This window comes from Enterobacter sp. T1-1, from assembly GCF_000710795.1.
Lineage (GTDB): Bacteria > Pseudomonadota > Gammaproteobacteria > Enterobacterales > Enterobacteriaceae > Enterobacter > Enterobacter cloacae.
In genome coordinates, this window is sequence record NZ_JALW01000011.1 from 53,170 (window position 1) to 77,144 (window position 23,975).

A 23,975-nucleotide genomic window follows, 5' to 3' on the forward strand; every position below is an offset into this window, starting at 1 on the left:
CCGTTACCCTTCCTGTGCCGCAAGCGGCAGCGCAAAAGCAAAGACGGTGCCGTGCGGCTCCCGGCGGCGCGCGCTCAGTTTTCCGCAGTGCCGCTCAATGATGCTGGCGCTGATGGTCAGCCCCATCCCCATGCCCTGCGCTTTGGTGGAATAGAACGAGTCAAAAATCTTCTCCAGCCGCTCAGGCTCTATGCCGCTGCCGGTATCGGCTATCTCCACCAGCACTCTCCCTTCTGCATTGCTGGTGCTGATGGTGATGGTGCAAGAGCGATCTTTCACCTCGGCCATCGCCTCTACCGCGTTCATCACCAGGTTGAGCAGCACCTGCTGGATCTGCACGCTGTCGCCAGTGATAAAGCTGTCCTGCGCCTGCAAAAGGTAATCGACGCTAATGTGTCGCTGCTCAAGCTCGCTGCGCGACAGCGCGATGATATGGTGGACCAGGTAGTGCAGATCAATGCGTGAGAAGGTCGGATCCTGCTTGCGCGTCAGGGACTGAATGCTGCGGATGATCTCCCCCGCCCGCGCCCCTTCAGCGGCGATCTCCTCCAGCCCTTCGCGCACTTTATCCAGCCGGGCTGGCTCCCGGTTGAGCCAGCGCAGGCTCGCCCCGGCGTTGGAGACGATCGACATCAGCGGCTGGTTGATCTCATGGGCAATGGAAGAGGTCAATTGCCCGACGGTGGTCGCCCGGGAAACGCGCGCCAGATCTGCCTGCGCCACCCGCATCGCATCTTCCGCCGCCCGCTGGCTGGTAATGTCGGTGATGATGCCGTAATACTCGTTCACCTCGCTGCCCACGCCCACCGGATCGCCAATCCCGAGAATATAGCGGGTTGAGCCATCGGTGCGATTAATGCGGAACTCCGCCCGCATGGAGAGCCCTTCGCGTACGCTTTGGGTGACGATGGTACTGATCCGGGCGTAATCATCCTGATGCACAAAGGTCAAAAACTCCGCCATGGAGATCTTCTTTTGCTGTTCAGGCAGGCCGAGGATTCGGGCGTACTCCTCGGAGATAAACATCAGATCCTGCTCCAGTTCCCAGCGCCAGCTGCCGGTGTGGCTGATCTGCTCGCCCAGCATCAGCGAGGTCTGGCTGGATCGCAGCTCTTTCTCCACGCGACGACGCTGGATGTTTTCCGCCAGCAGCTCGGCATACAGGCGCGCCGTCTCCAGCGAGACCGCCGCCTGCGCCCCCAGCAGGCTCACCACGCGGGAGTGCTCGGCGGTAAAGACCTCCGGCATCAGGCGATTTTCCAGGTAGAGCACGCCCACCAGCCGCGCCTGTTTGAACATCGGGACGCACATCACGGCCGCCCCCGAGGTCACGAGATAAGGATCCTGGCTGAAGGGATGGAACTCTTCCGGCTTGCCGGTGCGGATCTCCTGTCCGGTGCGGATCACCGCCGCCAGCACCGACAGCGGCATATCGGTCGCCATCGGGACCTCTTTCAGGATCCGCACCCGCACGCCGTCGGTACTGGTCCACGCGCTGGCCTCGATCTCCGGGATATGGTTGTCGCTCACGCGCAGCAGCAGACCGCGCTGCGCCCCGGCCCGTTCAAGCAGCAGCGTCATCAGGTTTTCAATCAACCGCTCAAGGTTAATTTCTTCAGACAGCGCGCGTGACGCCTTGATCACGCTTTGCAGATCGCGAATCACTTCATTCTGCGCGAAAGCCACCGTGTCGTACGCGCTGGCCTGGGCGGAGCTCAGAAGATGCGGAAAATCCTGCTCAAGCTGGCGCACTTTTGCCTGTGCACCGGCGCGGCCCCAGGCGGCGATCGCCCCGCGGAAGTGGGCGTCCGATGCGGTCGGGTAGCCGCAGGCAAGGGCAAAGCGCCCAGCCAGCTCGTGGGCCAGCGCGTTCAGCGGATTGAAACCGCCCTCCCGCGAGAGGCGCACCGCTTTCTCATACTGCTCAAGCGCAATGCTGTTCATCCCATCCAGACGCACGATTTCGGCGTAAATCAGCGCCTCTTTGTCGGCAAACGTGCCCGGATTAATCCGCGCCCAGAGGGCGATTTTGTCGTAGTGGGCGTGAATGCTGCGACGGTGATTCGCCGAGAAGGTCTCCGGCGTAAGCTGTCTGGAAAGCGACAGGGCGCTGTAGAGATGGTAATCCAGCAGGTGAATGTGGCCGGGCGCAGACCACGCGAACCAGCCCGCCTGCTCCAGCTCCGCCTGCGCGGCGGCATACTCCCCGCAGGTAAAGTGCGCCATCCCACGGTACAGCCAGTACCAGAACAGCATGGTCGAGGTCTGCTCCGGGGCCTGCTCAGGCGCCGCTGGCAGCATCGCTTCAGGGAGCACCTGCGCGGCGCTCCAGGTGCCGATGACCGGCGTACGCAGAAACTCAACGTAGCCGCGCTGGAGCATCAAAATCGTTTCGATGTCCTGGAAGTGGGTTTTACGGACAAAGGCCAGACCGCGATCGATGCTGGTCAGCACCCCGTCCAGATGATCGCCCCGCGAGAGGAAGTTGATCACCTGATGACAGGCCGCAAAGCAGGCCACCGTCATATCACCGTGAGTGACGGCGGCGGTAAAGCAGGCCTTGGCGCACTCGATGGTGAACGACAGCGGCTGGGTCCAAACGCTGAGCTGATCGAGCGGCAGCAGGGTTTTGGCTTCAAAGGCATCGTAGCCGTGACGGTTTACCAGCTCGCGGGCCAGCGTGCCGTACTGGAACCCAAGGCGATACTCGGCGTAGCGTTGGCCAATCAACACCCCAAACCAGGCCATCGCCGTGGTGGAGGCGCCGGTGATACCGTGGTCGAGGGTCAGGTGCATCATGCGACAGAGCAGCAAAAAGTGCAGGCGCGGACAGATAAAGCTGGCGCAAATGCTGGCGCTATACAGCAGGTTCATCACCGCTTCGGTTTGCGGGTTGTCCATTTGCGAGAGCTGGACAAAATGCTGTTGCGGCGCGTCACCCACGCGGTTGCAGAAGTGTTTCCAGGCTTCGTCGCACTCGACGTCTTCCGGGTAGTGGCTGATCTGGATACCAAAAATCCCCAGCCAGCACAGCGCCGCCTCCAGCGCCAGACGGCTGTCCGACTGGCGAATGTAGACTTCCACCAGCAGGTTAGCCGCCAGCGCTTTTTCAGTCAGCCCGCCGGGGCAGCCGAGGATCGCGTCACACAGCTCGCGGGTTCGCTCCAGGTGGCCGAGCGCAAATTCACAGCCCGCCTCTTCGATGTCGAGCATAAAGTCAGACACCGCCCCGGCATTGCCCAGCGCTCTGGCGGTCTGAATGTAGCTCAGGGCCGAATGATAATCGCCGGTGCGCTTCGCCCGCCGTGCGGCCAGCAGGCTGAGCTCGCGGAACATCTGGCGCTGCGGCGCAGGCTGAATGCTGTCCAGCGCGGCCGTCACGTGGTGCACGGCGCGGAACAGCAGTTCGTTCCCCGCCGCCTGACGCGCGGCCTCGGCCAGCAGGCTGGCGGTGGTCAGGTGCAGGTGGCTCCTCTCACGCTGATCCAGCAGTGCGAAAGCAGCCTCCTGCACCCTGTCGTGGGTAAAGGCATACGCTTTTTCCGTCAGCACAATCAGCTGCGCCATCACCGCCGGGTGGAGCGCATAACGGATTTCCGCCACCGACATCCCGACCACGCGGCACAGCATCTCCAGCTCGCCCGTGCCGCCAAGACAGGCAATGCTGCCCAGCAGACGACGCGTCTCGTCGGGCATCTCTTCGAGCTTTTCCAGCACCAGGGTGACGACGTTTTCAGTGTAATGCCGGGCGCGGATCGCCTGCAGATCGTACTGCCATTTGTCCTGATACTTGTTATGCACCACCAGCCCGTCATCAACAATGCGGCGGAAAAACTCATGTACGAACAGCGGGTTGCCGCCGGTTTTTTCGTGGATAAGCGTGGCGAGGTCGGTTGTTGTGGCGCTGCGCACGCGAAACAGCGTGCCCAGCCAGCGTGCTACCGCCTTCACCGTCAGCGGCTGCGGGATAATCTCGATGGCGTGTTGCGCCGACGCCGGCAGGCTCGCGAGCTGCTGCTGTAACGCGGGATCGGACAACGAGGCGATGTCCCGGTGCGCCACCACCAGCAATAGCGGAATGGCACCGCAGGTCGCCAGCAGGTGCTTCAACGTTTGCAGGCTGGCGGCGTCGCTCCACTGCAGATCGTCAAGCAGCAAGACCAGCGGACAGCCCTGCGAGGCAAAGGTTTTAACCAGCGCCAGCACCATATGGCTGAAGCGGGCCCGGGCATCAATGGAAAATGTATCTGCCGAGAAGCGAGGTTTACTCTCCAGCAGCAACCCCAGCTCGGGCACCAGGCTGACGGCCAGCTCTTCATATCCTTCCAGGGCGCGCGCGAGGCGGATTTTCCACTTCGCCACCTCTTCCGCAGGCAGCCCGAGCAGGTGCAGCGTCAGGGTGCGAAACGCCGAGCTTAATACGCCGTAGGGTAACGTCGGCGAAAACTGATCGACCTTGCCCACCGCCAGCAGCACCCTGCGCTGCTGCAACGTTTTTAACGCCGTGGCGATAATCGAGGATTTACCGATCCCCGACGGCCCGCCGATCGTCACCAGCTCCGGCACAATGTTTTGCCCCACCCGCTCAAACGCGGCGATGACGTCGTTTGCCTGCGGATGCGCCGCAAACAGGGAGTCCGCCAGATGGATCGCCGGCGTCCGGTCCTGCTGGCCGGGCGTAAAGGCGACGATCTCGCCTTCGGAGGTTAACGTCGCCTGACAGCGTCGAAGATCGGCAATCAGCCCGTCGACGGTCTGGTAGCGGTTATCGGGTTGCTTCTCCAGCAGCTTGAGAATGATGGTCGACAGCATGTCGGGCACATCCGGGCGCAACACGGCGGGAGAGAGCGGCTCAGAGGCAATGTGATAATGCGCCCAGTTGGTCTGCTCGCTCTCGCCCAGATCAAACGGCAGGCGTCCGGTCAGGAGCTCATAAAGCACAATGCCGAGGCTGTAGAGATCGCTGCGGCAATCGACGGCCCGCTGTGTGCGGGTGGTGTGCTCCGGGGACATATAGGCGGGCGTACCGCCAGAGACGGCCAGCCGTGTCTGGGAAAAGGCCCCGGAGATACTGCATGACAGGCCAAAGCTGCCCAGACGGCAGGTTGAATCGTGATGAACAAAGATATTGCCGGGCTTGATATCGCCGTGGATCAGGTTTTGCAGGTGCATCTGACGCAGCGGCGTGCAGATCTGGATCGCCAGCTCGATAAACCGGGCGATCCCCGAGATCGCCCTGCCCGCGCGTCGCGCCAGCAGCTCAAACGAAAACGGCGCATACACCAGTGCAAAACGCCCCCGGTACTGGGTGGAGGCCACGGCGCGAATGGCCCAGCTGTCCTGCAGGTGATCGCGCAACGCAAACTCATTTTTGAGCAGCCGGGTGGCCCGCTCTTCTTCTTCGTCGCTGACCGCGGTGGCAATGATAAAGGAGCCGCCAGAATGAGGATGTCGGGCGTTCATCCAGGAGATCCCGCCCTCCTGCGCCAGCACGGTAAAAATGACATCCTCTTTAAGGACAAAAACCCGCCCATCATGGAGATTTCCCTGGGCGGGCCAGAATGCAGGCAGCTCGTTTTCGTTCATCCGCGATCCTTATTGTCGGCGGGCCAGCTCCCGCTGAATATGATCCAGCAGAATATCGATGTTAATAGGCTTACGCAAAAATGCAGCGGCGCCCAAATCAAGAGCGTACCGCTGCATATTTTCATCAGCATGACCGGAGATAAAGAGTACGGGGGGAGGCGGGGCAGCCAGCAGCCGCAGCTTTTCAAACAGCTCCAGGCCGTTCATGCCCCGCAGCTTGATATCGGTGATCACCAGCGCCGCGCCGGACAGGGCGAACGGGTGGCTCAGAAACACCTCTGCCGAATCAAACGTGTCGGTCGCATACCCTTCCGACTCCAGGAGGTTACTCAGCCCGCTGCGGACAGAACGTTCGTCATCAATGATGGCAATGCGCCACGGCAGCGTCATGCTGTTATTCCTCAAAAAATCATTAAACGTCGCGGTTTTCCTTCACGGGCGCGGGAGGCGCCGTGCCGCTGATTTTCGGCACACACTCGTGACGAAACCAGGCCAGAGTCAGCGGTTCGCGATTCAGTATGCGACGTCCCACCGGGATCAGCTGTTCGCCCACCAGCATACCAAACAGGCCAAGCAGGGCGACAACCGGCGGTGCCGGAGAGTGGACGTTGAGCAGAGCGTAAATTACCCCAGCCAGCACGCCGCACACCAGCGAAATTATCCAGGCCTTCATGATGACTCTCCTGCCGGATGGTGAACCACTGCCGGTACGCTGGCCACGCTGTCGCGGGCTAACAGATGGCGCGTCGCCTGCTCCCCGGCCAGCATCCCCAGCAGGCCAATCAGCGCCAGCGCGGGCGGCGCGGGGGAGCGTACCTTCAGCGCGGCATACATCAGGCCGATCAACACGCCTGCCGCAAGGGATATCAACCCTGTACTCATAGAGAACTCCAGAAAGCAGTCAGTGGCAGGCCGGATGAGGGACCAGCCTGCCACCGGGACTTAGCGGGCCGGGACCGGCGCTAAGGTACGGTGCTCGCTCTTCTGACGAGACGGCGCTTTGTGCACCATGGTGTAAGCGTAATCCACGCCCATGCCGTACGCGCCGGAGTGCTCGCGCACGATATCCATCACCGCGGTGTAGGTCTCTTTACGCGCCCAGTCGCGCTGCCACTCCAGCATCACCTGCTGCCAGGTCACCGGGATCACGCCCGCCTGGATCATGCGCTGCATGGCAAAGTCGTGGGCTTCTTTGGTGGTACCGCCGGACGCGTCCGCCACCATATAAATTTCGTAGTCACCTTCCAGCATTGCGCACAGGGCAAAGCTGTTGTTGCACACTTCGGTCCACAGACCGGCAACCACCACCTTCTTCTTGCCGTTGGCTTTCAGCGCGTCGCGCACCTTCTGGTCATCCCAGGAGTTCATGGAGGTACGCTCCAGAATGTCCTGGCCCGGGAACACGTCCAGCAGCTCCGGGTAAGTGTTACCGGAGAAGCTTTCGGTCTCTACGGTGGTGATGATGGTCGGGATGTTGAACACTTTGGCCGCTTTCGCCAGCGCCACGGTGTTGTTTTTCAGCACCTGGCGGTCAATAGACTGCACGCCAAACGCCATCTGTGGCTGGTGGTCGATGAAAATAATCTGACAGTTCGCAGGGGTTAATACTTCGAGCTTTGAAGAGGTCATAGCATTTTCCAGTGGTTAAGGGTGAAATCGCCGTGAGTGCCACGCCGATAAAGTCGCCCCCATCCTGCGGCCTTCTGCGCCTGTGCGTAATTATCTCTTCGTATAGTTAACCTTAGGTATAGTTATACTTTGGTATACCTATCCTATTGTATAACTGGATCTTTGCCGAAACCGGTTCCCATAATCCTGACCATTCCCCTCTCAGTCAGGAGCAGTTATGGTTACCCTTGGAAAAGCCGATCTCATTCTGGTTAACGGCCAGTTTCACACCGTCGATCGCGAGAATCCTGTGGCGGAAGCCGTCGCCGTGCGCGACGGAAAATTTCTGGAAGTGGGTACCGTCGCCGAGGTGATGCAACACCACTGCGACGGCACTAAAGTGGTGGATTTAAAAGGCCACACCGCCATCCCCGGCCTGAACGACTCCCACCTGCACCTCATTCGCGGCGGGCTGAACTACAACCTCGAGCTGCGCTGGGAAGGCGTGCCGTCTCTGGCCGATGCCCTGCGGATGCTGAAAGAACAAGCCCTGCGCACGCCATCGCCCCAGTGGGTGCGCGTGGTGGGCGGCTGGAGCGAGTTCCAGTTTGCCGAACGCCGCATGCCAACCCTGGATGAAATTAACGACGCCGCGCCGGACACCCCGGTCTTTATCCTGCACCTCTACGACCGCGCCCTGCTCAACCGCGCCGCACTGAAGGTGGTTGGCTACACCAAAGACACGCCAAACCCGCCGGGCGGCGAGATCCAGCGCGACGCCAACGGCAACCCGACCGGGATGCTGATCGCCCGTCCGAACGCCATGATCCTCTACGCCACGCTGGCCAAAGGGCCGAAGCTGCCGCTGGAGCAGCAGGTTAACTCCACCCGCCAGTTTATGCGCGAGCTGAACCGTCTGGGGCTGACCAGCGCCATCGACGCGGGCGGCGGCTTCCAGAACTACCCGGAAGATTACGAGGTGATTGCCGAGCTGCACGAGAAGAAGCAGATGACCGTCCGCATCGCCTACAACCTCTTTACCCAGCGTCCGGGCCACGAGCTGGAAGACTTTGAGAAATGGACCGACATGCTCACGCCGGGCCAGGGCAGCGACTTCTTCCGCCATAACGGCGCGGGCGAGATGCTGGTCTTCTCCGCCGCCGATTTTGAAGATTTTCTCGAACCACGCCCGGATCTCGCACCAGGCATGGAGGATGAGCTGGAGCGCGTGGTTCGCCATCTGGTAGAGCACCGCTGGCCGTTCCGCCTGCACGCCACCTACAACGAGTCCATCAGCCGCATGCTGGACGTGTTCGAAAAAGTTAACCGCGATATTCCGTTCAACGGCCTGCACTGGTTCTTCGACCATGCAGAGACCGTCACCCAGGCCAACATCGACCGCATCAAAGCGCTCGGCGGCGGCATTGCCGTGCAGCACCGCATGGCCTTCCAGGGCGAATACTTTGCCGAGCGTTACGGCATTGAAGCCACCCGCCATACGCCACCGGTGGCAAAAATGCTGGAGACCGGCGTACCGGTGGGCTTAGGCACCGATGCCACCCGCGTGGCGAGCTATAACCCGTGGACCGCCCTCTACTGGCTGGTCTCTGGCCGCACCGTCGGCGGGATGCAGATGTACGATCACAGCGCCCGTCTGGACCGCGATACCGCCCTGATGCTCTGGACCCAGGGCAGCGCGTGGTTCTCCAGCGAACAAAACCAGAAGGGGCAGATCAAAGTCGGCCAGCTCGCCGACCTGGCGGTGCTGAGCAAAGACTACTTCCGCGTGCCGGAAGAGGAGATCAAGGGCATCGAATCCGTCCTGACGGTGGTCAACGGCGATATCGTCTACGCCGCAGGCAGCTTTGGCCCGCTGGCCCCGCCTGCCATTCCGGTCCTGCCCGAGTGGTCCCCGGTGGTGAAGGTGCCGGGCCACTACCGCAGCGCGCCGCCGCAGGCCACACGCGTGGGTATGAACGCCGTCCACCACTGCAGCGGCCCGTGCGGGGTGCACAGCCACCAGCATGATTTTGCCCGCACGTCAGAGGTACCGGTGTCGGACGATAACGCATTCTGGGGGGCGCTGGGCTGCAGCTGCTTTGCATTCTGATGAAAAACACCTTTGCTCCGCCCCGGGTCGACCTGGGGCTGTTTTTCCTGCGTCTCACCGGCAGCCTGCTGTTGCTGTACGTACACGGCCTGCCGAAGGTGCTGCACTTCAGCGAAGAGCTGACGCGCATTGAAGATCCGTTCGGCTTCGGGCCCTGGGCGAGCCTGATCCCGGCGATTGTCGCCGAGGTGATCTGCCCGCTGTTTATCATTGCGGGCGTCTACACCCGCCTGGCGTGCCTGCCGATTATCGCCGTGCTGCTGGTGGCGATGCTGGCGGTTCACCCCAACTGGTCGATTGCCGAAGGGCAGTTTGGCTGGCTGCTGCTGATTATCTTCACCACCCTTGCCCTGACCGGGCCGGGCCAGTGGCGGCTGCAGCGTAAGGTAACGGAGAAATTTGCATGACCCAGGTTAACGACGTTCGTGACGCCCACGTCGAAACGACGCCCGCACCGACGGTTTCGCCCTGGCAGCCGCTTAGCCAGCCGGTATTCCGCATGCTGTGGATCGCCACGGTGGTCTCTAACGTCGGCTCATGGATGAGCGACGTCGGTATTAACTGGAGCATGCTGAGCCTGAGCGCCGATCCGCTGGATATCGCGCTGGTACAGGCGGCCAGCAGCCTGCCGATGTTCCTCTTCGCCCTGCCGTCCGGGGTGATGGCGGACATCGTCGACCGACGTAAATACCTGCTCTTCTCCCAGCTGTGGGTGTTCATCGCCGCCGCCGGGCTGGCGGTGCTCTCCTTCACCGGCCACGTCACGCCTGCGGTTCTGCTGGTGACGACGTTTCTGCTGAGCGTGGGGGCGGCGATGAGCTCGCCGCCGTTCCAGGCGGTGGTGCCTGACCTGGTGAGCAAGCCAGAGCTGGGTGCCGCCGTGGCGCTCAACTCACTCGGAGTGAACATCAGCCGGGCGATTGGCCCTGCGCTGGGCGGTTTTCTGCTGTCACTGGCCGGGCCGTGGATGGTGTTTGCCCTGAACGCGCTCTCCGTGGTCGGCGTGGCGTGGGTGCTGTGGCGCTGGCGTCCCGCACCGACAGTGCAGCGTCTGCCGCCGGAGCACTTCTTCTCGGCGGTGCGCTCTGGCATCCGTTACGTGCACGCCGCGCCGGTGCTGCGCAACGTGCTGGTGCGCACGGTGGCCTTCTTCGTTTTTGGCAGCGCGGGCTGGGCCCTGCTGCCGCTGGTGGCGCGCCGCGAGCTGGGCTTAGGCCCGGCGGGCTACGGCGTGATGCTGGCGTGCATTGGCCTGGGGGCGATTGCCGGGGCGATCCTGCTGCCGCGGCTGCGCCAGCGGCTGAACGCCGACCGCCTGATGGTGGCCGCCAGCCTGACATTTGCTCTTACCATGCTGGCGCTGGCGTTCGTGCGCCACTTCTGGCTGCTGAACCTGTTTGAGTTTTTCACCGGCTTCGCGTGGATTGCGGTGCTCTCTACCCTCAACCTCGGCGCGCAGCGCAGCGCGGCACGCTGGGTGAAAGCCCGCGCGCTGGCGGTCTACCTGACGGTGTTCTTCGGCTCGATGACCGCCGGCAGCGCCCTCTGGGGACAGATCGCTTCGCAGTTTGGCACCCCGACCTCGCTGGTGGTCGCCACGCTGGGAATGGTGCTGGCGAGCGCGACGGTGTTCCGCTGGAAGCTGGAGAAAGATCCTGATTTAAATCTCGACCTCAGCGGCCAGCCGCTGGACGGCGTGGAGATCGACCTGCCCAACGAGCGCGGCCCGGTGCTGGTGTCGCACGAGTACATCATCGACCCGCACAACGCGAAAGCGTTTTTGCAGGCAGTGCACGAGCTGCGCCGGGTGCGCCGCCGCGCCGGAGCGATGAGCTGGGCGGTGTACGAGGATATCGAACGCCCCGGACTGTTTATCGAGACCTTCCTGATGGGCTCCTGGATTGAGCATCTGCGCCAGCAGGAGCGCCACACCATGAATGACCTCCTGCTGCAGAGCCGCGTTCTGGCTTTTCATCAGGGCACAACATCGCCGGCTATTCGCTACCTGGTCGCGCCGGTATAACCATAACCATCACTTGTACAGGAACACACTATGGCAACGTTTAAGGCAAAAGACGGCACGCAGATTTACTACAAAGACTGCGGCGCGGGTAAACCGGTTCTCTTCAGCCACGGCTGGCCGCTGGACGGCGACATGTGGGACAGCCAGCTGAACTATCTGGCCGAGCGCGGCTTCCGCGCCATCGCCTTTGACCGTCGCGGTTTTGGCCGCTCGGATCAGCCGTGGAACGGCTACGACTACGACACCTTTGCGTCCGATATCAACGACCTGATTACCACCCTGGACCTGCAGGACGTGACGCTGGTGGGCTTCTCCATGGGCGGCGGCGATGTGACCCGCTACATCAATAACTACGGCAGCGCACGCGTGGCCGGTCTGGCGCTGCTGGGCGCGGTCACGCCGATCTTCGGTAAATCCGACTCCTTCCCGCAGGGTGTGGATCAGAGCGTGTTCGACGGCATTCGCGACGGCCTGCGTAAAGATCGCGCCCAGTTCATCAGCGACTTCGCCACCCCGTTCTACGGCATCAATGCCGGGCAGACCGTCTCTGCCGGTGCCCTGACCCAGACGCTGAACATCGCCCTGCTGGCGTCACTGAAGGGCACCATCGACTGCGTGACCGCGTTCGGCGAAACCGATTTCCGCCCGGATATGGCGAAAATCGACGTGCCGACGCTGGTGATCCACGGCAGCAACGACCAGATCGTGCCGTTTGAAAGCACCGGCAAGCTGGCGGCAGAGATGATCAAAAACGCCACGCTGAAGGTGTACGACAACGCGCCGCACGGCTTCGCGCTGACCCACCAGGACCAGCTCAACGAAGATCTGCTGGCGTTTGTGAAGTCGCTGTAATTTTCTGTAGGCCGGGTAAGGCGCAGCCGCCACCCGGCGCTTTCGCAGACGCGTTCCGCTCCGCCAGCAGCCGACAAATCTCCGCATGCTTCTCCTCGGTAAAGGTAAAGCGCGACATAAAGCCCATGCGGATCAACGAGCCAATCGCCGGCAGCAGGCAAATCCCGAAGAACAGCCCCGACAGCACGCCTTGGCTCTGAAGTTGCGCCTGCGGCACGTAACCGATCATCGTCAGAAACACGCCGATTAACCCACCGCCCACTGCCACCGACATCTTGCCGGTAAAGGTCTGCCCGGAGAAGGTGATCGCCGCGCAGCGCTTGTGGGTGTGGTACTCCGCGTACTCAATGGTGTCGGCAATCATCGACGAGGTGAGGATGTTGGTCATCATCACGAACAGCGTGCTCAGGCCGAGCAGAATGAACAGCATCGTCACCTGCTGATAGCCGATGAACCACATCACCACGCGCACCGCCACGTCCAGCCCGCAGAGGATCATAAACAGCTTCCGCTTCTGCATCCGGCGCGTCAGCATCGGGGCGACCAGGCACAGCACCGCCGCCACAATCCCCATCACGCCAATCGCCATCTGCAGGCTGCCGTCGCCCAGATTATTGATAAAGAAGTAGATATACAGCCCGCCCGCCACGTTGTGGAACACGCAGAAAAAGAACGACAGCAGGACAATAAACAGCGGCTTGTTCTGGCGCAGGTTGTGGAAGGTGTCGCGGATGGTCACCTTTTCCGGGCTCGGCGGCACGCGCTCTTTGATCTGCATAAAGCCGTTGAGCATCAGCGGCAGGCCCACCAGCATCATCACCAGCGCCGCCATAAAGTAGCCTTTATCATTGCTGTACTGGGCGAAGAACGCCGCCAGCTTCGGGAAGAAGATGTTGGCGCAGGCAATCCCCGCGTTCACCCCGAGCATCGCCGCCGTCACCGCGCGGGTGCGCTGGGCGGAGTCGTTGGTCATCACCGACGACATCGACCAGAACGGGATATCGGAGATGGCATACAGCGTCCCCCACAGGATATACGTCACCCCGGCGTAGAGGATTTTGGTGGTCATGTCTGCTTCGATTTTATAGAACGACAGCAGCGTGACGCCGGTGATCAGCAAAGGCGCAATCAGCAAAAAGTGGCGAAACTTGCCGAAACGGCTGTTAATGGTATCCATGATGCTGGCAAACAGCGGATCGTGAACCGCGTCCCACGCGCGGGCAATCAGGAAGATGGTACTGGCCGCCAGCGCCGAGATCCCCAGCACGTCGGTGTAAAAATAGTTAATAAACGAACCCACTAAACCAAAGCTAAAACACTGACCTAAACCATAGCCAAAATAAGACCACAACTCGCGAGACGGTATTTTCATTGTCATTGCCATTGTTATATGCCTGCCTGGTTGCCCGGCGGTCGGCCGCCGGGTCGATATTATTAGCCCTGGACTTTCGGGGCGATCTTGCGCAGCTGCTGCATTAATGCGATTTCACGGCGTGAGAACGGAATGCCGTTCTCCTCGAACACGTCGTGGAACCAGAGGCGGCAGTAGTCTGTGGACTCCTTCATCACCACCGGCCACGGCAGCCACGTCTGGGTTTTGCCGCGCACCAGCCCCCACTGATACGGCGCGACCTTCGCCGCGTACATCAGCGGTAGCTGCTCCTCGATGGTGCTACCCACGTGGCGCGCCAGCCATTCGGTGCAGAACAGCGGTCGACCAAGCTGTTGCAGCTGCTGAATAATCGCCGTCATGCGGCCAGTGTGGGTGTAGGCGTGGAAGCTCACCACGTCCGAGAGCGCCAGTGCGGTCTGGTCCAGCGGATGCTGGAAGAACGTCTCGCCCTCCTCTTCCGGCGGCAGACGCCACGCGCAGACGGTGAGCGGCTGGGTTGGGTCTTCTTCACGCACCCACTGGAACGCCAGCTTCATCAACTCGTGCGCGCAGGTCTCCAGCTTCGCGTCGTACTGCACCTCCTGCGTGCCCGTCGCGAAAATGCCGCGGTTGCCCGGCTCGTTATAGAGATCCCACAGCAGCACGCGCTTATCGTCGCGGAACTGGCGGACAACGTCGCGGATATAGCGCTCAATCTGCGGCCAGCAGTCGGGATCGCACACCTTGTCGCGCCCCGGACTCGCCGCCGCCTGACTGTTGTGCTTGCCCGGTACCGGCGGCTTTTGCGGGCCGAGGTACGGCTCGTCGCCGGAGAAACCGCAGTCATCCATCAGGGTTAGCATGGTGCTGAAGCCGCGACTGTCGGCAATCGTCAAAAAGCGGTCGATGCGCGCCATCAGCCCGTCGCGGTCGTGCTCCCAGACGATAAACGGCAGGTTGATGCGCAGGGTGTTATAGCCCGCCTCCGCCGCCCAGCCCAGCTCGCGCTCGATGGTTGCGGCATCGAAGGTCTCTTCCTGCCAGATATCGGTCCAGTTCACCGCCGTCGACGGCAGGTAATTAAACCCGCACAGCCAGCCTTTTTGCTGATACCACGCCTGTGCCTGCTCCCTGCTCCACTGCTCTTTCATTACGCGTCCTCTTACTGATAATATTTAGCTAATAAATATTAGTTGCAGGATAAATGCGCAAATCACGGCGTTGAGAAAAGCGACGGCCCTCACAAAGTTCACGCTTCGATGAATGAGAAACGTGATCGACGGCGCTAAAGCGTGCGGTTAGGGTATGATGCGAAATCGCGAAAGGGAGAGGACGGATGAAGCGAAAAACGAAAGTGACGATGAACGATATTGCGCGGGCGGCAGGCGTGTCGCAGGCGACGGTATCGCTGGTGCTTAACCAGTCCCGCAACATCAAGCTCAGCGACGACACCCGCCAGCGGGTGATTGGCATCGCCACCGAGCTCGGCTACGACCGCCTCCCCGCCGTTCACGCCCCGCGCAACCAGGAGGAGATCGCCCTGCTGGTCAGCTCCATGCAGAGCTTCGACCCGTTTATCGACGCCATCAGCCAGGCGCGGGAAGCGGCGTGGCGCAACGAGACGCTGCTCACCGTCTACGACTACGGCGACGATATCGAGCTGGCGCTGAACATCATCCGCCAGCTGGAGAAGCGCAACTGCATCGGGATTATTCTCGCCTCCCCGGTCACCACGCTGGTGGACATGACGGCATTCCAGGACTGCACCCGCATCCCGCTGGTGCTGCTTAACCAGCGCGACCCCGGCTCGCCGCTGCTGCCGTCGTTTATCCCGGACGACTACGCCAACGCTTTCCAGGTGACAAAACATCTCATCGCCTGCGGGGCCACGCGCATCGCCCACATCACCGGCGAGAGCTGGATGGAGGCCTCCCGCCAGCGTCTGGCAGGCTACCAGGCGGCGCTGCAGCAGGCCGGACTCGCGTGCGACGACAGCCTGGTGCGCCAGACCAACTGGCAGTTCAGCGAATCCTTTACCGCGACAGCTTCCCTGCTGGAACTGGCCGAGCGCCCGGACGCCATCTTCTGCGCCAGCGACTGGCTGGCGATTGGCTGCTATCAGGCTCTGGCGGTGAACGGCGTGCGCATCCCGCAGGACATGCTGCTGGCGGGCTACGACGACCAGAAGATCTCCGAGCAGCTCACACCGCCGCTGACCAGTATCCAGCTGCCCTACAGCGAGCTGGGACGGCTGGCGGTGGAGTACCTGTGCAATCAGGAAGATGCCGCCACGCACGTGACGCTGGCGGGCAGGCTGAAGGCGCGCGCCTCAAGCCTCGTCTGAGGTAAACACCATGCCCGCATAGGGCTTCTCGCGACACGCCGCCAGCCGCGCGGCGAGGCTGCCCACGTGCAGCTCCAGCTTGTGCCCGTCCGGGTCGAGAAAATAGAACGACGCCCCCTCGCTTTTGTTCTGTTTCCAGACGGTGACGCCCGCCTGCTCCAGCCTGTGCGAGAACGGTTCAAAGTCTTCTTCCGCCACGGTAAATGCGTAGTGGGTGTAATCGCTCTCCTGCGGCGGGACATACTGGCGCGCCTCGTCGTACGACAGGCAGACCCACAGATCGCCGCAGGTGAGATAGGCCCCGGTATTCCAGCGGGCATGCAGCGCTAGCCCCAGCAGCTTGTGCCAGAAGGTGACGCTTTTTTGCAGGTCGCTGACCGCGAGGGTCAGGTGGTTGAGTGATTGCAGCATGACGTGCCCTTTTGTTTTTCGCGCCGGACGTGATACGGTAAAAGCATGAACATAAACCACGCCGTGCTCACCGTAAACCGCTGGTGGCTGCCTTCTTAAAGGCGGCACGGAGTAGTTTTCCCCATTTTCAGATAGCCGCCGAAAGGCGGCTTTCTCATATCTAAGACCCCTTTCGGCAATTGCACATTAAGGAGTCTTTATGAACGCACCAACCATCCTCACCGGCGACCGCCCAACCGGCCCGCTGCACCTCGGCCACTTCGTCGGATCGCTGCGCCAGCGCGTGGCGTTGCAGCAGACGCACAACCAGTTTGTGCTGATTGCCGACCTGCAGGGGCTGACCGACAACGGCAGCAACCCGCAGAAGATCCGCGACAACATTCCCGAAGTGCTGGCCGACTATCTCGCCGCCGGCATCGACCCGAACCTGACTACCATCTGCCTGCAGTCCGCCCTGCCCGCCCTCGCCGAACTGACGATGCTGTATATGAACATCGTCACCGTCGCCCGCGTGGAGCGTAACCCGACGGTGAAAAACGAGATTGCGCAGAAGGGCTTCGCCCGCTCGCTGCCGGTCGGGTTTATGGCCTACCCCATCAGCCAGGCGGCGGACATCACCGCGTTTAAGGCCGAGTGCGTGCCCGTCGGCGACGACCAGCTGCCGATGATTGAGCAGACCAACGAGATTGTGCACAAGATGAACAGCCTGCTGCCCACCCGGGTGCTGCGCCACTGCAAGGCGATGCTGAGCGACACCAGCCGCCTGCCCGGCATCGACGGCAGCGCCAAGATGTCGAAATCGCTGGGCAACACGCTGCATCTTTCTGCCAGCGAAGAGACTATTCACCGTGCGGTAAGCGCCATGTACACCGACCCGAACCACCTGAAGGTGAGCGACCCGGGGCAGATTGAGGGGAACGTGGTGTTTACGTACCTCGACGCGTTTCATCCTGATAAGGACAAAGTGGCGGCGATGAAGGCGCACTATCAGGCGGGCGGGCTGGGTGACCGGGTTTGTAAGAACGAGCTGGAGGGGTGTTTGCAGGAGCTGATTGCGCCGATGCGGGAGCGGAGGGCGATGTATATTCGTGACAAGGGGGAGTTGATGGCGATGCTGAAGCGCGGGACCGAACGGGCGCAGGGGGTGACGCAGGAGACGTTGAGGGAGGTGAAGGTTGGGCTGGGGGTGCCGGTGTTTTGAGAGCGATATAAATAATAATCCCGGCGCATGGCCGGGATATTTATCAGGCGTTGCGCTTAATTACCGGAATATCGCCGGTGTCATTTAACGCGCCAGGAAATGTTTTTAACCACTGCGCCACTTTCTTCTTATTTATATTCACCACACTCATCCCTTCCAGACATCCCCATAATTCTCTTGTATGCTGTGGCGTAATCACGATGCAGTCTTTCATAGCCCGGATTTTTACCGGCATACCGTTGATAAAGCCTGCACGGGTTAACCAGTCCCCGCCCAAAAGAAGGTATTTCATGTCTATGCGCGCATACAGTTCGCAACAGGCTGCACTGTCCTGCGGCGTTTCCGCGCGGGGATGAACAGGTGCCGCGTTGGGCGGGTTGCCGTGAAGGCGGCGGGCGCTGTTTTTGCTTACCAGCTCGCGGTTTTCAATCATGCCGGTGAAAGCGTCTGATTCTGTTTTGCAAACAGTAAACTCTGGCTTAAAATTCGTCGCAGCCATTTTCAACTCCTGATTAGTTGTTTGTGGTTAGCGGTATGGGGGTGTTGCAGCACCTTCATATCGCGAATTCTTCGTTAAATATTTTTTGATACTTCCTTTGCCATTCGGCGTAATTTCCGATGCTCATTATACAGGACTGAATATAAATACAGCAGTTTGGTGTAGGGGAAATTTGGAATTTGCGAGGGGGATTCAGGAAATAGAGTTGTGTGCGGTAAGGTCATGTTTTTGTTGATTGCGGGTTGATTGGTCTGGGTTTTGCGAGCATCATCGCAATTATTTACCTTCTTTCGTAACACGATGGCTTCCAGCAAAACTCTCGAACAGGCAATTGCCGACATCACCATCTGGCGCAAAGGCGAATAGCGAGCGCCGCATAAGCCCTTTTTGCTTCTGTATGTTCTGGCGAACTATCAGCAGGGGCATACGTGACTGTTTGATTACGGAACCGAGCTCCACGAAAAGCTGCTTAGTCTGGTAGAACGCTTAGGTCCACAGATAAAGGCTCATTACCCGAATATGCCTTTCTGGCGGCTCAAAGGGGATAGATTTTGGGATCTGAAGAATACTGAGTTCTGTTCGACCACTGGCAGTAAGCAACCGCCTGTTAAAGAACTTGTGGAACATAACGTTGCAGGCGGGTTTGATGAAGAACACTTTGAGCTACTGAGTAAGAACAAAAACCTGTTCGGCTCGCTCGCGCAGCAGATCCTTGAAGCGCATTTTCCTGAGAGCATTCAGAAAGAGCTCGCGGATGAGATGGGTTTTGATATCCAGCAGATCCGTAAGGTTCGCGATCCGCTTTTCCGCCAGCAGGTGTTGCGTGCTTATAACTATGAATGCGCCATATGTGGGTTCAACATGCGGCACGATAACACCTCCGTTGGACTCGAAGCCGCGCATATTAAATGGAAGCAGTTTGGCGGACCGTGTGAGATCCCGAACGGGCTGGCGCTGTGTGCAATTCATCATAAGGCGTTTGATAAAGGATCTATTGGGCTGGATGAGAGTATGCGGGTGCTCGTGTCTGAGGCGGTGAATGGGAATGGGATTGTTGGGCGGTTGTTCTGGGATTTTGCAGGAAAGCAAATTGCGCTGCCGGTGGTGAAAGAGAATTATCCAAAGGAGGGATATGTGGAGTGGCATCGTAGGGAGGTGTTTAGGAGTTAATCAGGCAGCCAAAGACTGCCTATGAGATTATAGATTAGTTCGATTCTATATCATTAAGAAGACGAACAAGGGAGCGTCCCAATGCTGCAGCCATATTGACCGGAACGGCGTTTCCTATTTGGCGATAAATAGCTCCAAGTGACCCTTTAAACTCCCATTCATCAGGGAAAGTCTGGATCCTTGCATATTCACGGATTTGCAATGGTCTAGTTTCCACAGGGTGACATCTTTCAGTTTGTTTTTGCGCAGGGGAGGTTGTAAGGGTTAGGCTAGGCTCATCAAGCGATAAGCGTCTCGCCATTCCGGTTTTTCCACCGCCAAGAAAATAACTTCCTTGCATATATTCTTTTTGGAGTTCAATACTAAGATCTCTCCAATATCCTCCTGGAGGGACAAAAGACATGATTTCCTTTTTCCTTAATGGATATAATTGACCCGGTGAATCAGGAACATCCGTAGAATAAAGTTCCCCAGCATAGAAAGCATCCCTAAGAGTCAGAACTCGCTTATAAGGTGAAGGCCATTTAAATATAGCCTGTTTTGCAATATCTTTTCTTACTCCAATAAGAATAAGTCTCTCTCGCTTTTGTGGCACCTTATAAAACATAGCTTTAAGAACTCTTGGTTCTACAAGTTCATAGCCAAGCTCATGGATAATTTCACGGATTATTTCTAGGGTTCGTCCGTTTTCATGAGTTAAAAGACCTCTTACATTCTCCGCCATAAAAACTTTCGGCTGTAATTCTTTTACTGCACGTGCAAATTCAAAGAAGAGTGTTCCTCTAGTATCTTCAAATCCTAATTTTTTACCCGCATAAGAAAAGGCCTGGCATGGGAACCCACCAGTCAAAATATCAACATTTTCATTGATCTTTGTAAAATCAATATTAGATATATCCCCTTCAACAACATTCCAATGGGGTCTGTTGTGTCTAAGTGTTGCACAAGCTGCTTTATCTAATTCATTAAGAAAAATACTATCGAGCCCTGCTTTTTCAAGCCCAACAGCCAAGCCGCCGCCACCGGCGAAAAGTTCAACTAACTTATAAGAGCGAGAAGGAAGAATACACTCTTCAGCCTCCCACTCGCTGCTAATCATTTGATTTACCTCTGGAAAATGAGACAAATCCTGTAGATTAAATAAAAGTTTATCGTCTTGTGTTGACGATGACGGGACTAAGATCCCTTTTGAAACCCAAGCATCTAGTGTACGCTTTGATTCTGAAAGGATATCAGCAAGCACTTCGAGCGAAAGATACTCATTACTCGTTTTAGGGAAAAATTCTTGGACATCAGACATATGACGCTTCCAAACTTGTTAAACACTGTTTTATTATACAGTATTTACAAGCGTTTGTTTAGCGTTTTGTTATGAAAATTGAGGAAGATATGGAAGACAAAGATTTGATTTTGGAGCAAGTAAAACAATGGTTTAGTCAATCCATTGCAGCAAATCATATCAAGAATACAGTTAAACTTGTAAATCCAAATGAATTTGACATAAATCCTTTTCTAACAATTTATTTAGCAAAATATTTAACCGGTGAAGCATCTGCACAGAGCATAGCCAGAGCGTTGATATTGCCGAGGGTCTTAGGAACTTCTATAACTACTTCATTCGGTCAAAACATGCAAAATTTCATTAGTATTTTAAGAGAGTCGTACGGGAGTACAACTTCTGGAGTAGACATAGAATTTATAGACCAAATAGATGGGCATAGAAAATATTGCCAAATTAAAGCCGGACCCAATACCATTAATAAAGATGATGTCGAATCGATTACCGGACATTTTAGAGACGTACTAAATTTAGCAAGAACTAATAACCTTCGAATACCGCATGACGATCTTATTATTGGTGTCCTTTATGGTGAACAATCAGATTTAAATGCAAGCTATAAAAGGATCACAAAACAATATTACCATCCTATTTATACGGGTAAAGAATTCTGGCATAGGCTAACTGGTGATGAGGATTTCTATTCTGACCTGATAGATGCAATTACTTCTGTTGCTACCGATGCAGATTTCAGTGAAAGATTAGAGGATGTAATAAATGAGTTAGCAAGTAATGAGAAAATAATTGCTCTTGAAAAACTCAACTAAAAAACAATCGCATGTTTCTTATGTAAACATGCGATTAAAAAATTCATTTTTCAAAATTAACCACTTTATAACAAATAACATAATCACAAGGCTCATCTTTTTCATTTAAACTAAAAAAAATAGGACTTACCCCACCAAAAAAAACACAACAGAAAATAATGTAGCAACAATAGAACATAAAATAAATGTGGCTCTAAGTTGATATTTCCGTCATTGAATTGACCTACCGCATAAGGATAGTAATAATTTTACTCAATTGCACAGGAGCAAATTCTTTTATCTGGTTAATATTACTAAAAAATTATTTTTAAGATATACGTTCGCATGAGGAGGTGCAACGCATCAGCATCCGCGACCATTTAAAAGATTTTATGCAGGCACACGGCGCGGAGCTGGCCGCCGCCCTTGCCCCTGAGCTGATGAATAATTCCGTGCAATATCCTGCAGTTCAGTCCTGCGCCATGCAGCACTCACTCAACTATCTGCGCGAGGTGCTACAACTTTGGCTGGCAGCCGGTGAAAAAATTAATTATTCGGCACAGGATAATGACATTTTAACGGCCATCGGATTCAGGCCTGACGCGGCCTCGCGCGATGATAATCGTGAAAAATTCACACCTGCACAGAACCTGAATTACACCCGCCAACGCGCGGAGCTGGCCGCGCAGTAGTTCTTTCAAAAACTCCCGAAAAACCCGCTGTTTTCCCATAAAAAAGCCATGCATGCATAAGATGCATGGTTTTACCGAAACTGGATCCCCCGCCAGCGCCAGCATTAGCGCCCCCTGAGGGCGTTCATGCACCTGCATTAAAAGCGCCCCCCTTAAGCTGGCAGGCGGGGCGGGGAGAGCATTGCGCGCCTGGGCTGGTGTTAATTTTCATAAATCTGAATACCTAATGATATTGTCGGTTGCGCTGACATCATGCCGATGATGAAACGACAGACCTCGTCTCGATCACTTTACTTTTGAAGTCATCTGGCTATATGATTTTCTGAGAAAGTACAGACGAAAGATTACATTCGTAATCACTAAAAGAAGCGAAATATTCATTTCTAACTAGAAGATTTAGAATCTCTAATGGAGTGCAAATGAGTCTCATTGGTATCGAGGAAAGAGCATTAACGGCAGTAACTTTGGGAGAAAGCCATTTCAGGGAGTTCAAAAGCGCGCTCCAGGGGCCTCCAGAAAAAAAAGAGAAAAGACCCACCAAAGATATTTCGACCAACATCGCACAAACTCTTGTTGCATTTGCAAATGCTGATGGCGGCGAACTCCTTATCGGCGTCGAAGATAATGGAGAAATCACTGGAATAGATTTTTTCAATGACACTGAAATAAATACCCTCCTGGATGCACCAAGAGTTAGAGTACATACTGACACTCCTTTAAACTCTGTCAGAAAAAAACTAATAACGATAGAAAATAAAAGAGTTATTTATTTTTCAGTTGAAAAGAGCACCGAAGTTATACATATAACATCAGATGGAAGATGCTTACAAAGAAAGGATTTAGAATCAGTCCCAGTACCTCATGAAAATATAAAATTTGATCGACAAGACAAATTATCCAGAGAGTATGACAGGCAATTCATCGATGCTGCCAAAGTCGATGACTTAGATATTGAGCTAATCCGAACAGTATCCGATGTTATTTTGAAAGGAATGTCCCCTGAGAAATGCCTTCAATATTTGAATTTAGCAGAGTTTGGAACTAGTAAACTCAACTTGAGAAGGGCCTCTTTGCTTTTATTTTCCAAAGAGTATATTCGATGGCATCCTAGATTACAGGTCAGGATTATAAGAGTTGATGGGACAGAACTCTTAACAGGAAAAAATTACAATGTTGTAATGGATGAGGCAATAGGCGGGAATATTTTAAATCTTGTTGATAAGTCATGGGAGGCATTGAGACCACATTTAGTACAAACAAAAATTGATAAATCGGCTCGATTCGAACAGAAAACTATTTATCCAGAACTAGCCTGCCGAGAGGCGTTGCTTAATGCAATAGCCCACAGAGATTATTCTCAAGAAGGTAAAGGTGTTGAAGTATACATCTTCAATGACAGATTGGAATTCAAAAGCCCGGGAGCATTACTTTCAACCATCAGGATTAAGGATATAATTAATCAAACAGGGGCACACCAATCAAGGAATACATATATAGCAAGAGTCTTAAGAGAATTAGGATATATGAGAGAATTGGGCGAAGGAATGCGAAGAATATATCAACTAATGCAAGAGAATGAACTAACGCCTCCAGAACTTAGAGGAGGTCAAGATAATTTTAGCATAACATTATTTAACAAACCCATATACTCGAATAAGGAAGCATTGTTCTTAGAGCAGTTTGATAGATTTAACCTGGATAAGGATATGAAAGCAGTGATCCTTTTAGGTATGGATGAGGCTGTATTCTCTGCGCAGAATATATGGGATGCTGTAGGGATAGTAGACACCGAACATTATAGAAGATTAGTTGCAAAGCTTATGCGTTTTAAAATATTAGAAAATAAAGTCGACCGTGAATTGGCTAAACAAATCAGCCGTAAAGAAAAAATACCTTTTAAAAAATATCCGCGCTATTCAATATCTTTCCCTAGTAAATCTTCACAGCCCTCTCAGCCCTCTCAGCCCTCTCAGCCCTCTCAGCCCTCTCAGCCCTCTCAGCCCTCTCAGCCCTCTCAGCCCT

The 23,975-nt window shown here is 56.3% G+C and carries 18 protein-coding genes and 2 pseudogenes; 10 read left to right on the forward strand and 10 right to left on the reverse strand.

Features of this window, described 5'->3' with window-relative positions:
• Positions 1-3: 3 nt before the first annotated feature.
• The 5 genes from AK59_RS0105055 to AK59_RS0105075 are packed head-to-tail and all read right to left on the reverse strand — an operon-like array spanning position 4 to position 7,215.
• The gene (locus AK59_RS0105055) at positions 4-5,586 is read right to left on the reverse strand and encodes a trifunctional serine/threonine-protein kinase/ATP-binding protein/sensor histidine kinase (protein ID WP_029882205.1); all 5,583 of its coding nucleotides are present in this window, start codon (positions 5,584-5,586) and stop codon (positions 4-6) included.
• A 9-nt stretch (positions 5,587-5,595) separates the two neighbouring features.
• Positions 5,596-5,976, reverse strand: coding sequence for a response regulator transcription factor (locus AK59_RS0105060; protein WP_013095414.1), 381 nt, complete (start codon positions 5,974-5,976; stop codon positions 5,596-5,598).
• 22 nt (positions 5,977-5,998) lie between these two features.
• A complete protein-coding gene (locus tag AK59_RS0105065) occupies positions 5,999-6,259 on the reverse strand; it encodes a XapX domain-containing protein (protein ID WP_013095413.1) in 261 nt (86 codons plus the stop codon).
• Complete coding sequence (locus AK59_RS0105070; RefSeq protein WP_029882206.1) at positions 6,256-6,468, reverse strand: DUF1427 family protein; 213 nt, start codon at positions 6,466-6,468, stop codon at positions 6,256-6,258. The genes AK59_RS0105065 and AK59_RS0105070 overlap by 4 nt, the downstream gene beginning before the upstream one ends.
• A gap of 60 nt (positions 6,469-6,528) precedes the next feature.
• A complete protein-coding gene (locus AK59_RS0105075; protein WP_013095411.1) occupies positions 6,529-7,215 on the reverse strand; it encodes a hydrolase in 687 nt (228 codons plus the stop codon).
• 217 nt (positions 7,216-7,432) lie between these two features.
• Between AK59_RS0105075 and AK59_RS0105080 the strand changes: the two genes are divergently transcribed.
• Genes AK59_RS0105080 through AK59_RS0105095 form a run of 4 tightly spaced genes read left to right on the forward strand, consistent with a single transcriptional unit; the run spans position 7,433 to position 12,179 of the window.
• Complete coding sequence (locus AK59_RS0105080; RefSeq protein WP_029882207.1) at positions 7,433-9,304, forward strand: amidohydrolase; 1,872 nt, start codon at positions 7,433-7,435, stop codon at positions 9,302-9,304.
• A complete protein-coding gene (locus AK59_RS0105085; protein ID WP_020687449.1) occupies positions 9,304-9,711 on the forward strand; it encodes a DoxX family protein in 408 nt (135 codons plus the stop codon). Before AK59_RS0105080 ends, AK59_RS0105085 begins: the two co-directional genes overlap by 1 nt.
• Positions 9,708-11,327, forward strand: a complete 1,620-nt coding sequence (locus AK59_RS0105090) for an MFS transporter (RefSeq protein WP_013095408.1) — start codon at positions 9,708-9,710, stop codon at positions 11,325-11,327. The genes AK59_RS0105085 and AK59_RS0105090 overlap by 4 nt, the downstream gene beginning before the upstream one ends.
• 30 nt (positions 11,328-11,357) lie before the next feature.
• The gene (locus AK59_RS0105095; protein WP_023293378.1) at positions 11,358-12,179 is read left to right on the forward strand and encodes an alpha/beta fold hydrolase; all 822 of its coding nucleotides are present in this window, start codon (positions 11,358-11,360) and stop codon (positions 12,177-12,179) included.
• Here AK59_RS0105095 and AK59_RS0105100 read toward each other — a convergent pair.
• Together AK59_RS0105100 and AK59_RS0105105 are read right to left on the reverse strand one after the other, a co-directional pair.
• Entirely contained in the window at positions 12,142-13,563 is a 1,422-nt protein-coding gene (locus AK59_RS0105100) for an MFS transporter (RefSeq protein WP_029882208.1), read from the reverse strand. The genes AK59_RS0105095 and AK59_RS0105100 overlap by 38 nt on opposite strands.
• 50 nt (positions 13,564-13,613) lie before the next feature.
• Positions 13,614-14,702 carry a cellulase family glycosylhydrolase gene (locus AK59_RS0105105; RefSeq protein WP_029882209.1) on the reverse strand — a complete coding sequence of 363 codons (1,089 nt, stop codon included), beginning with the start codon at positions 14,700-14,702 and terminating at the stop codon, positions 13,614-13,616.
• A 185-nt stretch (positions 14,703-14,887) separates the two neighbouring features.
• Between AK59_RS0105105 and AK59_RS0105110 the strand changes: the two genes are divergently transcribed.
• Positions 14,888-15,895: a LacI family DNA-binding transcriptional regulator gene (locus AK59_RS0105110; protein WP_029882210.1), complete on the forward strand. Its 1,008-nt coding sequence runs from the start codon at positions 14,888-14,890 to the stop codon at positions 15,893-15,895.
• On the opposite strand, the gene fosA is transcribed toward AK59_RS0105110, so the two are convergent.
• Positions 15,881-16,306: a FosA/FosA2 family fosfomycin resistance glutathione transferase gene (fosA, locus tag AK59_RS0105115; protein WP_029882211.1), complete on the reverse strand. Its 426-nt coding sequence runs from the start codon at positions 16,304-16,306 to the stop codon at positions 15,881-15,883. The genes AK59_RS0105110 and fosA overlap by 15 nt on opposite strands.
• Before the next feature lie 199 nt (positions 16,307-16,505).
• Between fosA and trpS the strand changes: the two genes are divergently transcribed.
• Complete coding sequence (gene trpS / locus AK59_RS0105120) at positions 16,506-17,507, forward strand: tryptophan--tRNA ligase (protein WP_029882212.1); 1,002 nt, start codon at positions 16,506-16,508, stop codon at positions 17,505-17,507.
• Between the two features lie 43 nt (positions 17,508-17,550).
• On the opposite strand, the gene AK59_RS1000000124760 is transcribed toward trpS, so the two are convergent.
• Positions 17,551-18,006, reverse strand: a complete 456-nt coding sequence (locus AK59_RS1000000124760) for a SymE family type I addiction module toxin (protein WP_072207538.1) — start codon at positions 18,004-18,006, stop codon at positions 17,551-17,553.
• Positions 18,007-18,306: 300 nt separating this feature from the next.
• Between AK59_RS1000000124760 and AK59_RS01000000123590 the strand changes: the two are divergent.
• Positions 18,307-19,176: pseudogene (locus tag AK59_RS01000000123590) on the forward strand (phosphorothioated DNA-binding restriction endonuclease).
• A 34-nt stretch (positions 19,177-19,210) separates the two neighbouring features.
• Here the strand turns inward: AK59_RS01000000123590 and AK59_RS0105135 are convergent.
• Positions 19,211-20,476 carry a DNA cytosine methyltransferase gene (locus tag AK59_RS0105135; RefSeq protein WP_029882214.1) on the reverse strand — a complete coding sequence of 422 codons (1,266 nt, stop codon included), beginning with the start codon at positions 20,474-20,476 and terminating at the stop codon, positions 19,211-19,213.
• Positions 20,477-20,565: 89 nt separating this feature from the next.
• Between AK59_RS0105135 and AK59_RS0105140 the strand changes: the two genes are divergently transcribed.
• The 3 genes and pseudogenes from AK59_RS0105140 to AK59_RS0105150 form a co-directional block, all read left to right on the forward strand.
• The gene (locus AK59_RS0105140) at positions 20,566-21,282 is read left to right on the forward strand and encodes a PmeII family type II restriction endonuclease (protein ID WP_029882215.1); all 717 of its coding nucleotides are present in this window, start codon (positions 20,566-20,568) and stop codon (positions 21,280-21,282) included.
• A 314-nt stretch (positions 21,283-21,596) separates the two neighbouring features.
• Positions 21,597-21,953: pseudogene (locus AK59_RS0105145) on the forward strand (phage polarity suppression protein); the annotation flags it as partial.
• 419 nt (positions 21,954-22,372) lie between these two features.
• Positions 22,373-23,975: ATP-binding protein (locus AK59_RS0105150; protein WP_029882217.1), on the forward strand; the 1,603-nt coding region annotated here is incomplete at its 3' end.

What these genes read in the sequence shown, in the direction of transcription:
- AK59_RS0105075 (WP_013095411.1), bottom strand. Translation starts at nt 7,215, where the DNA reads ATGACCTCTTCAAAGCTCGAAGTATTAACCCCTGCGAACTGTCAGATT.
- AK59_RS0105105 (WP_029882209.1), bottom strand. Translation starts at nt 14,702, where the DNA reads ATGAAAGAGCAGTGGAGCAGGGAGCAGGCACAGGCGTGGTATCAGCAA.
- trpS (WP_029882212.1), top strand. Translation starts at nt 16,506, where the DNA reads ATGAACGCACCAACCATCCTCACCGGCGACCGCCCAACCGGCCCGCTG.
- AK59_RS0105055 (WP_029882205.1), bottom strand. Translation starts at nt 5,586, where the DNA reads ATGAACGAAAACGAGCTGCCTGCATTCTGGCCCGCCCAGGGAAATCTC.
- AK59_RS0105095 (WP_023293378.1), top strand. Translation starts at nt 11,358, where the DNA reads ATGGCAACGTTTAAGGCAAAAGACGGCACGCAGATTTACTACAAAGAC.
- AK59_RS0105135 (WP_029882214.1), bottom strand. Translation starts at nt 20,476, where the DNA reads ATGTCTGATGTCCAAGAATTTTTCCCTAAAACGAGTAATGAGTATCTT.
- AK59_RS0105060 (WP_013095414.1), bottom strand. Translation starts at nt 5,976, where the DNA reads ATGACGCTGCCGTGGCGCATTGCCATCATTGATGACGAACGTTCTGTC.
- AK59_RS0105080 (WP_029882207.1), top strand. Translation starts at nt 7,433, where the DNA reads ATGGTTACCCTTGGAAAAGCCGATCTCATTCTGGTTAACGGCCAGTTT.
- AK59_RS1000000124760 (WP_072207538.1), bottom strand. Translation starts at nt 18,006, where the DNA reads ATGGCTGCGACGAATTTTAAGCCAGAGTTTACTGTTTGCAAAACAGAA.
- AK59_RS0105065 (WP_013095413.1), bottom strand. Translation starts at nt 6,259, where the DNA reads ATGAAGGCCTGGATAATTTCGCTGGTGTGCGGCGTGCTGGCTGGGGTA.
- AK59_RS0105140 (WP_029882215.1), top strand. Translation starts at nt 20,566, where the DNA reads ATGGAAGACAAAGATTTGATTTTGGAGCAAGTAAAACAATGGTTTAGT.
- AK59_RS0105085 (WP_020687449.1), top strand. Translation starts at nt 9,304, where the DNA reads ATGAAAAACACCTTTGCTCCGCCCCGGGTCGACCTGGGGCTGTTTTTC.
- AK59_RS0105090 (WP_013095408.1), top strand. Translation starts at nt 9,708, where the DNA reads ATGACCCAGGTTAACGACGTTCGTGACGCCCACGTCGAAACGACGCCC.
- AK59_RS0105110 (WP_029882210.1), top strand. Translation starts at nt 14,888, where the DNA reads ATGAAGCGAAAAACGAAAGTGACGATGAACGATATTGCGCGGGCGGCA.
- fosA (WP_029882211.1), bottom strand. Translation starts at nt 16,306, where the DNA reads ATGCTGCAATCACTCAACCACCTGACCCTCGCGGTCAGCGACCTGCAA.
- AK59_RS0105070 (WP_029882206.1), bottom strand. Translation starts at nt 6,468, where the DNA reads ATGAGTACAGGGTTGATATCCCTTGCGGCAGGCGTGTTGATCGGCCTG.
- AK59_RS0105100 (WP_029882208.1), bottom strand. Translation starts at nt 13,563, where the DNA reads ATGGCAATGACAATGAAAATACCGTCTCGCGAGTTGTGGTCTTATTTT.